Below are 13,362 nucleotides of genomic sequence, written 5' to 3' on the forward strand. Positions count from 1 at the left end.
GATATTTTATCCGGTCCATTGATGGGGATTGCCATGGGATACAGCACAATTGAAGTTCAGCCGCTTACCTCCTGCATCGGCGCGGAGATCGCGGGTGTGGATTTATCGAAAACCCTCTCGGATGAGCAGTTCCAGGATGTGCATGACGCCCTCGTGGACAATCATGTTGTCTTCTTCCGCGATCAGGAAATCACGCCCGAGGGGCAGCTGGAATTCGCCAAGCGTTTCGGCACACCGGAAATTCACCCCATCGTCGAAGGATCAAACGCGCATCCCGAACTGATAGAGGTTTTGAAACCGACAGGGGAGGGCGCGTCCTTCGGCACCGGCTGGCATACAGATAACACCTTCTTTGAAAAACCGACCATGGTCACCATGCTCTATGGTATTGATATTCCGCCGGTGGGCGGCGATACGCTCTGGGCCAGCATGGAGGCGGCCTATGATGCGCTGTCCGACGGGATGAAGCAGCTTCTGGACGGACTTGTCGCGGTTCATTCCGCCAGCATCGCCTATGATCCGCGGACAACGCGTGAAAAATACGAAGGCAAGCACAGCCTGAAATACAAATATTCTGCGGCGGTGGAAGTCGAGGTCGAGCATCCCCTGATCCGGACCCATGAAGTCTCGGGCCGCAAGGGCATTTTCGTCAATCCGATGTTCACCCTCCGGATCAAGGGCATGACGGATGCGGAAAGTGCGCCGCTCCTTAAATATCTCTATGACTTCTCGACCAAGCCGGAATTTGTCTGCCGCTTCCGCTGGCAGCCGAAGTCGGTGGCGATCTGGGATAACCGCTGCACGCAGCATTATGCGATGAACGACTATGTCCAGTATCGCCGCCTGATGCGCCGCGTCACCATCGGTGGCGACACGCGCCCCGTTTAAGGCGGAGGAGCTAGATGACAGCAAGCGCCCGCTTTCTCGTTCTCGACGGATATCCGGCGGAGCATCGCGGTCCGCTTGCCGCGAACGGCGGCACATTGGCGGGCGATCTTTACCTCAGGATGCTGCACTCCTGCATGCCGGGATGTCATGTCGATATCCTGTTCCCGGCGGATGCGGATTGCGTCCTGCCGTCGGGGCAGGGGCTGCAGGGCTATGACGGGATTTGCTGGACCGGATCGAGCCTGACCATCCATGATGAAACCGATGATCGGGTCACCCGCCAGATAGAATTTGCCAAGGCCGGTTATGAAGCGGCTGTTCCGATGTTCGGCAGCTGCTGGGCCGCGCAGATGGCGGTGACGGCGGCGGGCGGCAAATGCGCGAAAAATCCGAAAGGACGGGAATTTGGCCTGGCCCGGAAGATCGCTGTGAATGCGGCGGGGCTGGTGCATCCGATGTTCCGGGGCAAGAAGCCGGTCTTTGACGGCTTTACGAGCCATGAGGATGAAGTCGCGGAACTGCCCGAAGGCGCTACCCTGCTGGCGAGCAACGACTTTTCCCGCGTGCAGGCCGTCGATGTCTCCCACAAGGGCGGCAGTTTCTGGGCCGTGCAGTATCATCCGGAATATGACTTCAACGAGGTGGCAAGCCTCTGTCGCTGGCGACGGGAAGCGCTGACGAAGCAGGGGAATTTTGCCTCGCTAGACGATGCGGACCAGTTTATCGGGAAAATGCAGGCCCTCTATGAAGATCCGGCATCCTCTCATCTTCGCTGGCAGCTTGGCGTGGATAATGACGTGCTCGATGACGGCATCAAGCAGCAGGAAGTCCGCAACTGGATTGAGGTGAAAATCATCCCCCGGCTCAACGGCTGACGGGGTGATGGCCTCCCGCTCAGGCGATAATGATCCGGTCGCGGCCGATCTTGTCGACGATGCTCATCGGCGGCATCTGGTCGGTCAGCAGCAGATCAACGGCGCTGAAATCACAGACCTTGACTACTCCTGGGCGATTGAACTTGGTGTGATCGGCGACGACGATGACGCTGGCCGCCTGGGGCAGGACCGCCCGCTTGAACTCCGCTTCGCTGAGATCGCAATCGAGGAATCCCTGATCTGCACTGATCGCGGCGATCGAGAGGATGGCGCGTTCCGTCGCGAACTGCCTGGCGAAATTGACCGCCGTGGGTCCATAGCTTGCGCAGTCATCGGCGCGGATTTCCCCGCCCGCCATGAAGACCTTGTTGCTGTTGCGGGCGCAGAGATCGCGGGCGACTTCCGTCGAGTTGGTGACGATGGTGAGGTCGCGATGCAGGCTCAGGGCCTTGGCGACATAGCAGGAGGTGCTGCCGTTATCGATCATCAGGGTTTCCCCATCGACGATAAGGGAAGCCGCCAGCTTGGCGATTTTCTGCTTTTCGCGCCGCTGCGCTTCCAGCCGCCGAAGAAAGGGCGCCTCCAGCGCCGAATTCGGCAACATGACCCCGCCGTGGATTTTTTCCACCGCGCCATATTTCGCCATTTCCTTGATGTCGCGGCGAATCGTTTCGTCCGACACATCCAGTTTGTTCGCCAGATCGGTTATGCCGCAGGATTTTTCCACCTGAAGCATATTCATGATGGCCAGCTGTCGTTTGGTCTGTTTCATGGTCCTCCCGTCCAGAACCCTTATTTTAGGCTCTTTCCAGTCTCTCAATAGCATATTTGTGGAGAAACCTAAACGATTATGTGGGAATCCACATTTTGGCGTAGATAACTAGTCAGCTCTGTATTTGCTCCTGAATTTGGACTGAAAAATCATTGGTGGGGATCGGCGGAAAAATGCTAGAAAAACCGAAGTTTAAAATAGGATTGGATCAATGTCGGAAAGTTTGAAAACGATCAGCCCTGTCGATGGCAGCCTGTATGTGGAGCGGGCCTATACATCCCCTGAAAAGGTTGAGGAAATGCTCTCCGCCGCGCGCGCCGCGCAGCAGGAGTGGCGACAGAAATCCGTCGCGGAACGGGCGGCCATTCTTGAAAAGGGTGTTGATAATTTTGTCGCGAAAAAGGAGCTTATCGCGGAGGAACTGGCCTGGCAGATGGGTCGTCCGATCCGTTATGGCGCCGGTGAGGTTGGCGGGTTCGAGGAACGGGCCCGCTATATGATTTCCGTCGCCGAGGAAACGCTTGCCGATATCGCGATCCCGGAAAAAGCAGGCTTTACCCGCTATATCAAGCGCGAACCTGTCGGTGTTGTCTTCACCATTGCGCCCTGGAATTTTCCCTTCATGACCGCCGTCAATTCGATCGTGCCAGCCTTGATGGCGGGCAATGCGGTGATCCTCAAACATGCGGCGCAGACCCATCTCTGCGGGGAGCGGATGGTCGAGTGCTTTGTCGAAGCGGGCCTGCCCGAAGCGCTGTTTCAGATTGTCGTCGCCAGCCATCAGCTCGCCGCGGATATCATCGGATCGGACAAGATCGATTATGTCTGCTTCACCGGCTCCGTTCCGGCTGGCAAGGCGATCGAAACGGCTGCCGTCGGGCATTTTATCGGCGTCGGGCTGGAGCTTGGCGGCAAGGATCCGGCCTATGTGCGAAGTGACGCGGATGTGGCCTATGCCGCGGAAAATCTGGTCGATGGGGCGATGTTCAATTCCGGCCAGTCCTGCTGCGGGATCGAACGGATTTACGTGCATGAGGATGTCTATGATGCCTTCATCGAGAAATTCGTTGAGGTGGTGAATGGGTACAAACTCGGCAATCCGACAGATCCGGAAACCACCCTTGGTCCGCTCGTCAATGCGGCGGCGGCGGATTTCGTGCGCGGACAGGTCGCGGATGCGGTGAAGGCGGGCGCGAAAGCGCTTATCGATCCGAAACTCTTTCCGGCGGACAAGGCAGGCACGGCCTATCTTGCCCCGAACGTTGTTGTCGATGTCGATCACAGCATGCGGATCATGACGGAGGAAAGCTTCGGCCCCGTCGTCGGCATCATGAAGGTCACTTCCGATGAGGAGGCAATCCGCCTCATGAACGACAGCGAGTTCGGACTGACCGCTTCCGTCTGGACAATGGATGAGGCGGCGGCGGTCCGGATCGGGGATCAGGTCGAGACGGGCACCTGGTTCATGAACCGCTGCGATTATCTCGATCCGGCGCTCGCCTGGACGGGCGTCAAGAATTCCGGGCGCGGCTGTACCTTGTCGGTGGTCGGCTATGAGAGCCTGACCCGGCCCAAATCCTATCATCTGCGAACGGCTATCTAGGGGAACTGAATGGCAATGGATGCGAACACCCTTATGGGGAACTGGAACTACCCGACGGCAATGCGCTTCGGGATCGGCCGTCTGCGCGAGCTTGGCGCGACCTGCAAGGAAGCGGGGATGAAGAACCCGTTGCTGGTCACGGATCCTGGGCTCGCCGCGCTTCCCATGATTGGCGAGGCGATGGAAAGCTGCAAGGCCGCCGGGATCGGCTGCGGCCTGTTTCACGACGTCAAACCCAACCCTGTCGGCAAGAATGTCGATGATGGCGTCGCCGTATACAAGGCGGGCGGCCATGACGGAATTATCGCCTTTGGCGGCGGCTCCGGCATCGATGCGGCGAAGGCGGTTGCGGTCATGGCGGCGCAGACGCAAAGCCTGTTCGGTTATCTCGAAGGCGGCAAGGACTGGGAGGAGATCCCGGCAAGTGAAATTCCGCCGATTATCGCCATTCCGACAACCTCCGGCACGGGATCGGAAGTAGGGCGGGCCTCCGTCATTACGGATGATGCAAATCATGTGAAGAAGATCGTTTTCAATCCGAAAATGATGCCCGCCTATGTGATCGCGGACCCGGCGCTCACCGTTGGCCTGCCGAAGAAAATAACGGCGGCGACCGGCATGGATGCCCTGTCCCATAATCTGGAAGCCTTCTGTGCACCCCATTTCCATCCGATGGCGGAAGGTATCGCGATTGAAGGCATCCGGCTGGTGAAGGAATTCCTGCCGACCGCGACGGCGGACGGAAGCGATCTCGTTGCCCGCAGCCAGATGATGATCGCCTCCTCCATGGGGGCGACGGCGTTTCAGCGCGGCCTCGGCGGGATGCATGCGCTCGCCCATCCGCTGGGCGCGCTCTATGATGCCCATCACGGCATGCTGAACGCGATCCTGATGCCCTATGTCCTGATCCGCAACCGCGATGTCATCGCAGACCGGCTCACACGGCTTTCCGCCTATCTCGGCCTTGCCAACCCGTCCTTCGATTCCTTCCTGAGCTGGGTTCTGGCGCTGCGTCAGGAGCTGGAAATCCCGAATGACCTCTCAGGCCTCGGGATCGATACGTCGAAGGCGGAGCTTGTCGGCAAGATGGCGGTGGAGGATCCGTCCTCAGGCGGCAATCCGATTGCACTCACAAACGAGGAATACAGCCGTCTTTTCGAGAAGGCCGTGACCGGTAATCTCGACGCGTGACGGCGGCGTTCTTGGGCCGTCTGTGGAAATTTGCGATATAATTGTTGATTTTCGTGGGTTTATACATGCAATTGTCTTGAATGCACCTATAATGCGGCGGTCGATGAGGCACTTCAGGTAAAGGTACAGGCGTTTTGGACGGCACACTCGTTCTTATCAATCTACTCGGCGGCGTGGCCCTGCTTCTGTGGGGCTTGCGCATGGTCAGCACGGGGGTCATGCGCGCCTTCGGGCGTGAGCTTGGCGTCTTCCTGAAATTCTGCCTGCGCAACCGGTTCCAGTCGTTCTTCGGCGGCCTGACGGTCACAATGCTTCTGCAGAGCAGCACGGCGACGGCGCTCCTGACGGCATCCTTCGCAGGAAGAGGGTTGCTACCCGCGACGGCGGGGATTGCCATCATCCTCGGTGCCGATGTTGGGACGACGCTTGTCGCCCAGATTCTCAGCTTCGATCTCTCCTTCCTCGCGCCGGTCTTTCTGTTCCTGGGCTTTGTCCGCCACGCCACCGCCAACTCCACCCGGGCCAAGAATTTCGGGCGAATTCTCTTGGGCCTCGGCATGATGCTGAGCGCGCTTGCCATGCTGGCCACGGCGTCGGAGCCGATCCGGGATTCTTCCGTCTCCCAATATGTTCTGACTTCCCTATCCGGGGAGCCGGTGCTGGTGGTCCTGCTGGCGGCGGTAATCACGATCATTGCCCATTCGTCCCTCGCGACGGTGCTGTTTGCACTCTCATTATCCCTGACCGGTCATTTCCCGATTGATGTCGCCTATGCCATGGTGCTGGGCGCGAACATCGGCGGGGCGGTGCCGCCGATCATGGCGACGCTGAAGGCAGAAAAGGCGGCGCGGCGGGCACCGCTCGCCAATCTGATCTGCCGCCTGATCATTGTCGTGGCGACCATTCCCTTTATAGCCGTGATCGAGCCGCAACTGGCGATGTTCGAACCCTCTCCGGCCCGGCAGATTGTCAATCTGCACACGCTCGTCAATCTGACCTGCGCCCTTGTCTTCCTGCCATTTGTCGGGCCGCTTGGCCGGCTGACGGAACGGTTGCTGCCGGAGGATGACGAGGTGGATGAGAACGCACCCCAGCCGCTCTATCTCGACAAGGCTGCGCTTGAAAGCCCGCAGCTCGCCATGGCGAACGCCGTGCGTGAGACTTTGCGAATGGGGGATGTGCTGGAAAAGATGTGCCGTTGCCTCCGGCAGATACTGGACGGGGCGAATGGCCAGAACTTCCGGCAGGTCCGCGACAATCACAATGTCATCAAGGATTTTGACCGCGCGATCAAGGCGTATCTCACCAAGCTCGGCCGGGAATCCCTCGATGAGCAGGATGAGTATCGCTGCACCGAAATCCTCAACTTCACCACGGCGATCGACCATATCAGCAATATCGTGGTGATGAATATGGTCGAACTTGTGGAAACCGCGCAGAAGAACCAGGTCGCCATTTCGGATGAGGATGTTGAGGATGAATTCCGGCTTCTCGATATGGTGCTCGTCAATTTGCGCATGTCCTTCAGCGTCCTGATGACCGGGGATGCGGCCACCGCGGCACGGCTTATCGAGCGCAAGCAGACCTTCCGTGTCGCCGAGCGCAAGGCGGTAAACGAGCATTTGCAGCGCCTGAGAAACGACCAGATGCTGGATCAGGAGGCGAGCGCCATTCATCTCAGCCTGCTGAGCGACATGCGGCGGATCAATTCCTTGCTGTCAGCAGGAGCCTATCTGGTCGCCGGTCAGACGGAGAAATAAGTGCTTACAGATCGAGTGCGCCGAACATCCTGTCGGGAAAATCCGTAATCACGGCATCGACGCCCCAGCCGAGAAACTTCTCCGCCTCCTTGGGGTCATTGACCGTATAGACGAGGAGGCGGAAACCGGCTTTCTTGATTGCCTTTACCTGATCCTCGGTCACGTAATAACGCTCGCAATGCAGCGAGGCGCAGGCGCTGTCCGTCAGCCGCTCTTCCCAGTCCGGCGGAATGGCCGAGGTGAGATAGCCGCGCGGGATATCCGGTATAAGGCGGCCCATCTCATAAAGGGAATCCACATTGAAGGAGGAAATCAGCAGCGGCAGGTCTTCCGGCCAGTAGTCCAGCAGTTCCTTCGCGACCTGTTCCGTGGTCGGGATCTGCCAGCCGCTGCAGGGCTTGATTTCAAGATTGAGGCCAAGTCCTAGGTCGGCAAGGGTATCCGTTGCCTGCTTGAGGGTCGGGATTTTCTCACCCTTGAAATCATCGGAAAACCAGCTTCCCGCATCAAGCTGCTGAACTTCTTCAAGGGTTTTCAGAAGAATGGGACCGCTGCCGTTACTGCAGCGGCGGACATCGTTGTCATGCTGGATCACTGCAACCGAGTCCTGCGTAACGGTAACATCGATCTCGACAAAGCTGGTGCCGATCTCGGCGGCCTTGCGCAAGGAGGCCAGCGTGTTTTCCGGGGCCAGACCGCAAGCACCCCGATGACCGATGATTTTCGGCATCCGGCTGAAAAAGTCCTCTTCTGTGATCATGCCGGTTCTCCAACTGTCCAGTCGATGGGGGTTTGATGTGTCTGGCGCAGATAGTCATTTGCCTTCGAAAAATGACCATTGCCGATGAAGCCGCGATGGGCGGACAGCGGCGACGGGTGCGGGCTTTGCAGCACGAGATGGCGTTTGCGATCGATAACCGCGCCCTTTTTCTGCGCATAGCTGCCCCAAAGCAGGAAGACGAGGTTGTCGCGGCCGGAATTAAGGGCGGAAATGATGGCGTCGGTGAAGCGTTCCCATCCCTTGCCCTGATGCGACCCGGCCATCGCCTTTTGCACGGTAAGCACGGCATTGAGCAGCAAGACCCCTTGATCTGCCCAATGATCGAGATTGCCATGGTGGGGCATCGGGAGGTTCAGGTCACGCTCCAGCTCCTTGTAGATATTCAGAAGCGACGGGGGAATTCGGACGCCCGGTGGCACGGAAAAGCTGAGACCATGGGCCTGACCGGGGCCGTGGTAGGGGTCTTGCCCGAGGATCACTACCTTGACGGCGTCAAAAGGCGTCCGGTTGAGGGCGGCAAAGATATGGCTGCCGGCGGGATAGATGGTTTTTCCGACGGCCTTCTCGCGCAGCAGGAATTGCTTGAGCTCGCGCATATAGGGCGCGTCGAATTCCGGGTGTAACTGGTCAAGCCAGCTTTTTTCCAGCTTAGGGTCAGAACCCGGTACGTCGTTCAAAACATCCCCTCAGTCTTCTCCGGATCGGGCGATTGGCCAGTATCGCTTTCTGGCGGTGTCCCTTGTTGTCTCTTATGCAGTTTTATTATGATTCTGTTTCATTGCAAAATAATTATGAACGGGGCCGGTTCGCATTATTTTCGCTTTCGTTTCCCGGTCAGCTTCTCGATCGGTGTCGCCAGCAGGCCGCGGGGCAACAACACGACGCTGATCATGAATACCACCCCAAGGATCAGGATCCAGTAATCGCCGAAAATCTCGGAGAGCCAGCTCTCCGCCGTGCGTGTGAAAATCGCCCCGAGAAAGGCGGCGAGCAGCATTTCCTTGCCGCCGATGGCGACCCAGATCAGCGCTTCGGTCGAGAGAGTGAAGCCGATCAGTGTCGGCGAGACAAAGCCGTCGAGGGTAACGAACAGCGCGCCCGCAAGCCCAGCAATGGCGGCGCTTAGGGAAAAGACGGAAAGCCGGAGATTGAGCACGCTGTACCCGAGGGAGGAAAGCCGGTCGGGATGGGTGCGGGTGGCGGTCAGCAACAGCCCGTATGGAGATTTCACAAGGAAGCTCACCCCGAAATACACCACCGCGACAATGCCGAGGATGATATAGAAAGTCGGCAGCCGGTCCCATAGTTCGTAGCTCATACCGAAGGCGATGAGCTTGAGCGGCGGGACGTTGAGCAGGCCGTTGTAGCCGCCAAGGGCGTACCAGTTGTTCATCAGCCTTTCCAGCACGAGCGCGATGGCAAGGGTGATGATGGCAAGATAGGCGCCGCTAATCCCGCGCCCGGCGAACAGGAAATAGCCGAGGGCGAGGGCGAACATCGCCGCGCCCGCCATCGCCGCCAGCAGGCCGAGATAGCTGCTGGTCAGGTCGGGATAGATCATGCCCTTGGTGAAGACGGCCATGATATAGCCGCCGATGCCAAAGAACATTGCCTGTCCGAAACAGAGAATGCCGCCATAGCCCCAGACCAGCGACAGGGAAATTGCCAGCAATCCATAGACAAGGTACGTGGTGAGCTGGCCTGTCCAGTACTGACCGACGAACAGCGGGGTAACGGCGAGGGCGATAAAGACGAGAAGTCCGATCAGGCTATTTCGCACGGCGCCCTCCCAACAGGCCTTCCGGTTTCAGCCGGATGATAAGAATGGCAATAACATAGACGGTGATCAGCGCCGCAACTGGCGATATCCAGACGGCGAGCAGGTTGTTGACGCCGCCGATGACCGCGCCGCCCGCGAGGACGCCCGCCAGCGGCCCGGCGCCGCCGACAAGGATGGAGAGAAAGCCCGGCACCAGATAGCCAAGCCCCATCTGCGGATCGACACTGATGATGGGGGCGACCAGAGCCCCCGCCAGTCCCGCCAGCGCGGTGCCGATAACAAAGCTCCAGCGATACATCCGCCGGGTATCGATACCGAGCGCTGCCGCCGTGGCGGGCCGGGCAATGACCGCCCGGGCCATCAGGCCGAATTTCGTACCGAGGAACAGCCATAACGTACCGCCGATCAGCAGGACGGAGGCGAGCATGAGAATCAGGCGATAGACCGGATAGCTGAAGGCGCCGACGTCGAGGCTGCCGTCGACGGGGAGGGGAACGCTTTGGGATTCGGGTCCGAACAGGAGGACAACAAGCTGCTTGAGTGCGATCGACAGCCCCCATGTCGCCAGAATGGTATCGAGCGGCCGGTGATATATATGGCGGATCAGGGCGGTCTCGATCAGCAGGCCGAAAAAGGCGACGACAAGCGGCGCGAGTACGATCCCGACAAGGAACGGCAGGCCCATATCCTGCGCCAATACCATGACATAGGCGCCGATCATGAACAACTCGCCATGGGCCATATTGATCACACCCATCATGCCGAAAACAATCATCAGGCCGAGCGCGACCAGGACCAGTATCAGGATATAGGAACTGGCATCAAGGATTATGGGAACAAGTTCATTCATGACTTTAACATCTATACAGACAGATACCGGTGCAGCAGCGTATCATCCTGCTTTACCACCGCGATATCGCAGCTTTCGCGGATTTCGCCATTTTCCATGAACAGAACCTGATCGGCAAGGGTTCGCACCATATCGACATTCTGTTCGACAATCAAAATGCCGAGGCCGGTCTCCTTCGCTATTCTCGCAAGTTGCAGCCCGATATCATGGACAATGCTGGGCTGGATGCCTTCCGTGGGTTCGTCCAGCAGCAGCATTTTCGGCCCGCCGATAAGCGCGCGCGCGATGGCGAGAATTTGCTGCTGTCCGCCGGAGAATGTTCCGGCCCGTTGATCGGCGCGCTCTTTCAGAAGGGGAAACCAGTCATAAATTTGCGAAAAGGGGAGCGCGCCGGCGGGGTCTCGTCCCAGCAGGCCCAGTTGCAGGTTCTCCTCGACCGAGAAATCCTCGAATATTTCGCGGCCCTGCGGCACATAGCCGATCCCGGCGCGGGAAATCATATGCGTCGGCCAGGCTTCGAGCGCCTGCCCGTCGAACAGGACGGAGCCGCTTTTCGGCTTTATCAGCCCCATAATCGTTTTGAGCAATGTGGTCTTTCCCATGCCGTTCCGGCCCATCAGGGCGGTCACTCGACCATTTTCGAAGCGGCAGCTGAAATCCCGGAGCACGAGGGCATCGCCATAGCCCGACGAGAGGTTCCTGAGCTCAAGCATCGGCAGGGACCGCCGTATTTCCGAAATAAAGGGCCTTTACCTCCGCGTCGTTTCTGATATCGGTGAAATTGCCGGATTTCAGGATTTTGCCTTTCGACATGACATTTAGCGGGCAGCCCAGATATTCGATAAAGCCCATGTCATGCTCGATGACCAGAACGGTAATGCCCTGATCCTGATTGATGGTGCGGATCAGGTCCGCGGTTGCTTTTGTCTCCGCGCCGGTCATCCCGGCGGTCGGCTCGTCCAGCAGGATCAGCGACGGGGCCTGCGCGAGCAGCAATCCGATCTCAAGCCATTGCTTCTGTCCATGGGCCAGTTCCCCGCCGGAGATGTCCTGCCGATCGGCAAGCTTGATCCGTTCCAGGATATGATCGATCGGGGCGCGGGCGCCGGAGCGTTTTGCCGCCACCGTCAGATTTTCCCGGACTGTCATTTCCTCGAAGATGGCGGGAACCTGAAATTTCCGGCCGATGCCAAGGCGGGCAATCCGGTGCGGCGGCCAGCCGGTAATTTCCCGGCCCCGGAAGATCACCTGTCCCGCGTCCGGTTTGAGAACCCCCGTGATCAGGTTGAACAGGGTCGACTTGCCACAGCCGTTCGGCCCGACAAGTGCGTTCAGGCTGCCTTCCGGAATATCGAGGGAAAAACCGTCGACGGCACGCAGGCCGTCAAAGTTTTTCGTCAAATCTAAAAGCTGAAGAAGCGACATGGTTGCTTTATCCGGTGATTCAGGCAATTTTTGTATGCATACCTATGAATAATGTTTGCGATAAACTTATAATTAATATGTGTACCGTCGAATATTCGGGCGAAAACGTCAAAATATGCCCATTTTTCTAAACTATAGCGGTAATTAATTGATTCTTCTACGGTTGCTGGCATAACCATGCACGAAAGATTTCGCCAAACAACTGTTTTGTTCGGCAGGACATTGACAGCTTAATTGATATAGAGGATAACGTGATGATCGATATTTCCAGACGACAATTTGTGGGTGCCGTTGGGGCCACTGCGGCCGTTTCCGCCTTTGGCATGCCAGCCATTGCCGCGGATAAAACCATCAAAATTGGCGCGGTCCAGCCATTCTCCGGCGGCCTTGAGCTGTTCGGCAATCAGGCGAAAATGGGTCTCGACCTTGCCGTGTCCGAGATCAATGCGGGTGGCGGCATTCTCGGCCATCAGGTCGAAATCCTGTATGAAGACAACAAGACCGATCCCAAAACATCGGTCGAGCGGGCAAAAAAGCTGATCGAGCGCGACGAGGTGCTGGCGATTTCCGGACCCATTACATCCGCCGGTCGCGATGCCATGGCCGCGACGATGGAGCGGGGCAAGACGCCGCTTCTATACGCGACCAACTATGAAGGCGGGATCTGCAACCGCTATCTTTTCTCCTTCAACACCGTGCCGAACCAGGATACGGCGCCGCTTATCCCTTACCTCAAAGATGAAGGGATCGGCGACAGCTATTACATGTTCGGCGCCGACTATGTCTGGCCGCGCAACATGTTCAAGACCGCAAAGAACATTATCAACGAGATTGGCGGCTCCACGGTCGGCGAGGAATATACCCCGTTCGGCGTCAAGGATTTCTCCTCCATCATTCGTAAAATTGCCGATTCCGGCGCCCAGATCCTGTTGTTCGCGCTGCCCGGCGCAGACGGCATCACCTTTATCAAGCAGGCGGAGGAGTTCGGCCTGACCAAGACGGTGAAGATTGCCTTCCTCGGCTTTGCGGAAACCTATCTCGGGGCCTTCGGTCCGGGCAAGGGCGAGGGGATGTATGCGGGCGTATCGTTCGTTGCCAGCTCACCGGAGCCGGGTGTTCAGGAGTTTGTTTCGAAAATCCGCAAGAACGCGGGCGAGGATGCGGTCGTTTCCTTCTATGTCATGACCCATTACAACTCGCTGATCGCGCTCAAGGGCGGGCTCGAAAAAGCCGGCAAGGTCGATAGAGAAGCCCTGATCGACGGCATGGAAGGTCTGTCCTTCGAGATTCCGACCGGCGCGGCCTCGATCACCAAGGACGACCATCACACTGCGATGAACATGTATATCGCCAAGACTGAAAACGGCACCCTGAATGTGGCAAAGGAACTCGGTATTATTGAACCTGCGCCGCAATGTGCCTAAGTAAGGAGTTAAC

Annotated in this window: 13 protein-coding genes; 6 read left to right on the plus strand and 7 right to left on the minus strand. The window is 58.0% G+C overall.

Annotation, left to right across the window (positions count from 1 at the left end; translation table 11 throughout):
• Positions 1–33: 33 nt before the first annotated feature.
• Both AAC599_RS06420 and AAC599_RS06425 read left to right on the plus strand, forming a co-directional pair.
• Positions 34–888 carry a TauD/TfdA family dioxygenase gene (locus AAC599_RS06420; protein ID WP_340149581.1) on the plus strand — a complete coding sequence of 285 codons (855 nt, stop codon included), beginning with the start codon at positions 34–36 and terminating at the stop codon, positions 886–888.
• Between the two features lie 14 nt (positions 889–902).
• The gene (locus AAC599_RS06425) at positions 903–1,763 is read left to right on the plus strand and encodes a type 1 glutamine amidotransferase (protein WP_340149582.1); all 861 of its coding nucleotides are present in this window, start codon (positions 903–905) and stop codon (positions 1,761–1,763) included.
• 19 nt (positions 1,764–1,782) lie between these two features.
• Here the strand turns inward: AAC599_RS06425 and AAC599_RS06430 are convergent, their stop codons facing one another.
• A complete protein-coding gene (locus AAC599_RS06430) occupies positions 1,783–2,535 on the minus strand; it encodes a DeoR/GlpR family DNA-binding transcription regulator (RefSeq protein WP_340149583.1) in 753 nt (250 codons plus the stop codon).
• 211 nt (positions 2,536–2,746) lie between these two features.
• On the opposite strand from AAC599_RS06430, the gene AAC599_RS06435 reads away from it, so the two are divergent.
• The 3 genes from AAC599_RS06435 (at position 2,747) to AAC599_RS06445 (ending at position 7,089) form a co-directional block, all read left to right on the plus strand.
• Positions 2,747–4,138 (plus strand): aldehyde dehydrogenase family protein, encoded by a 1,392-nt coding sequence (locus AAC599_RS06435; protein WP_340149584.1) that lies wholly within the window; start codon positions 2,747–2,749, stop codon positions 4,136–4,138.
• Between the two features lie 9 nt (positions 4,139–4,147).
• Complete coding sequence (locus AAC599_RS06440; protein WP_340149585.1) at positions 4,148–5,329, plus strand: iron-containing alcohol dehydrogenase; 1,182 nt, start codon at positions 4,148–4,150, stop codon at positions 5,327–5,329.
• 134 nt (positions 5,330–5,463) lie between these two features.
• Positions 5,464–7,089 carry a Na/Pi cotransporter family protein gene (locus AAC599_RS06445; protein WP_340149586.1) on the plus strand — a complete coding sequence of 542 codons (1,626 nt, stop codon included), beginning with the start codon at positions 5,464–5,466 and terminating at the stop codon, positions 7,087–7,089.
• Between the two features lie 4 nt (positions 7,090–7,093).
• Here the strand turns inward: AAC599_RS06445 and AAC599_RS06450 are convergent, their stop codons facing one another.
• From AAC599_RS06450 to AAC599_RS06475, 6 genes are all read right to left on the minus strand, one after another.
• The gene (locus tag AAC599_RS06450; protein ID WP_340149587.1) at positions 7,094–7,849 is read right to left on the minus strand and encodes a glycerophosphoryl diester phosphodiesterase; all 756 of its coding nucleotides are present in this window, start codon (positions 7,847–7,849) and stop codon (positions 7,094–7,096) included.
• Positions 7,846–8,547, minus strand: coding sequence for a uracil-DNA glycosylase (ung, locus tag AAC599_RS06455; RefSeq protein WP_340149588.1), 702 nt, complete (start codon positions 8,545–8,547; stop codon positions 7,846–7,848). The genes AAC599_RS06450 and ung overlap by 4 nt, the downstream gene beginning before the upstream one ends.
• A gap of 134 nt (positions 8,548–8,681) precedes the next feature.
• On the minus strand, positions 8,682–9,650 hold the full coding sequence (locus tag AAC599_RS06460; protein WP_340149589.1) for a hypothetical protein: 969 nt from the start codon (positions 9,648–9,650) through the stop codon (positions 8,682–8,684).
• Entirely contained in the window at positions 9,640–10,500 is an 861-nt protein-coding gene (locus tag AAC599_RS06465) for a hypothetical protein (protein ID WP_340149590.1), read from the minus strand. Before AAC599_RS06465 ends, AAC599_RS06460 begins: the two co-directional genes overlap by 11 nt.
• A gap of 11 nt (positions 10,501–10,511) precedes the next feature.
• Positions 10,512–11,213 (minus strand): ABC transporter ATP-binding protein, encoded by a 702-nt coding sequence (locus AAC599_RS06470; protein WP_340149591.1) that lies wholly within the window; start codon positions 11,211–11,213, stop codon positions 10,512–10,514.
• On the minus strand, positions 11,206–11,925 hold the full coding sequence (locus AAC599_RS06475; RefSeq protein ID WP_340149592.1) for an ABC transporter ATP-binding protein: 720 nt from the start codon (positions 11,923–11,925) through the stop codon (positions 11,206–11,208). Before AAC599_RS06475 ends, AAC599_RS06470 begins: the two co-directional genes overlap by 8 nt.
• A gap of 254 nt (positions 11,926–12,179) precedes the next feature.
• Between AAC599_RS06475 and AAC599_RS06480 the strand changes: the two genes are divergently transcribed.
• Entirely contained in the window at positions 12,180–13,349 is a 1,170-nt protein-coding gene (locus AAC599_RS06480) for a substrate-binding protein (RefSeq protein WP_340149593.1), read from the plus strand.
• The last annotated feature ends 13 nt before the right edge of the window (positions 13,350–13,362 follow it).

Source organism: uncultured Sneathiella sp. (assembly GCF_963976355.1).
Taxonomy (GTDB): Bacteria; Pseudomonadota; Alphaproteobacteria; order Sneathiellales; family Sneathiellaceae; genus Sneathiella.

Excerpts from the sequence above, each read along its gene's own strand:
- AAC599_RS06435 (WP_340149584.1), top strand. The coding sequence starts at position 2,747 with ATGTCGGAAAGTTTGAAAACGATCAGCCCTGTCGATGGCAGCCTGTAT.
- AAC599_RS06420 (WP_340149581.1), top strand. The coding sequence starts at position 34 with ATGGGATACAGCACAATTGAAGTTCAGCCGCTTACCTCCTGCATCGGC.
- AAC599_RS06450 (WP_340149587.1), bottom strand. The coding sequence starts at position 7,849 with ATGATCACAGAAGAGGACTTTTTCAGCCGGATGCCGAAAATCATCGGT.
- AAC599_RS06475 (WP_340149592.1), bottom strand. The coding sequence starts at position 11,925 with ATGTCGCTTCTTCAGCTTTTAGATTTGACGAAAAACTTTGACGGCCTG.
- AAC599_RS06480 (WP_340149593.1), top strand. The coding sequence starts at position 12,180 with ATGATCGATATTTCCAGACGACAATTTGTGGGTGCCGTTGGGGCCACT.
- AAC599_RS06465 (WP_340149590.1), bottom strand. The coding sequence starts at position 10,500 with ATGAATGAACTTGTTCCCATAATCCTTGATGCCAGTTCCTATATCCTG.
- AAC599_RS06430 (WP_340149583.1), bottom strand. The coding sequence starts at position 2,535 with ATGAAACAGACCAAACGACAGCTGGCCATCATGAATATGCTTCAGGTG.
- AAC599_RS06440 (WP_340149585.1), top strand. The coding sequence starts at position 4,148 with ATGGCAATGGATGCGAACACCCTTATGGGGAACTGGAACTACCCGACG.
- AAC599_RS06470 (WP_340149591.1), bottom strand. The coding sequence starts at position 11,213 with ATGCTTGAGCTCAGGAACCTCTCGTCGGGCTATGGCGATGCCCTCGTG.
- AAC599_RS06425 (WP_340149582.1), top strand. The coding sequence starts at position 903 with ATGACAGCAAGCGCCCGCTTTCTCGTTCTCGACGGATATCCGGCGGAG.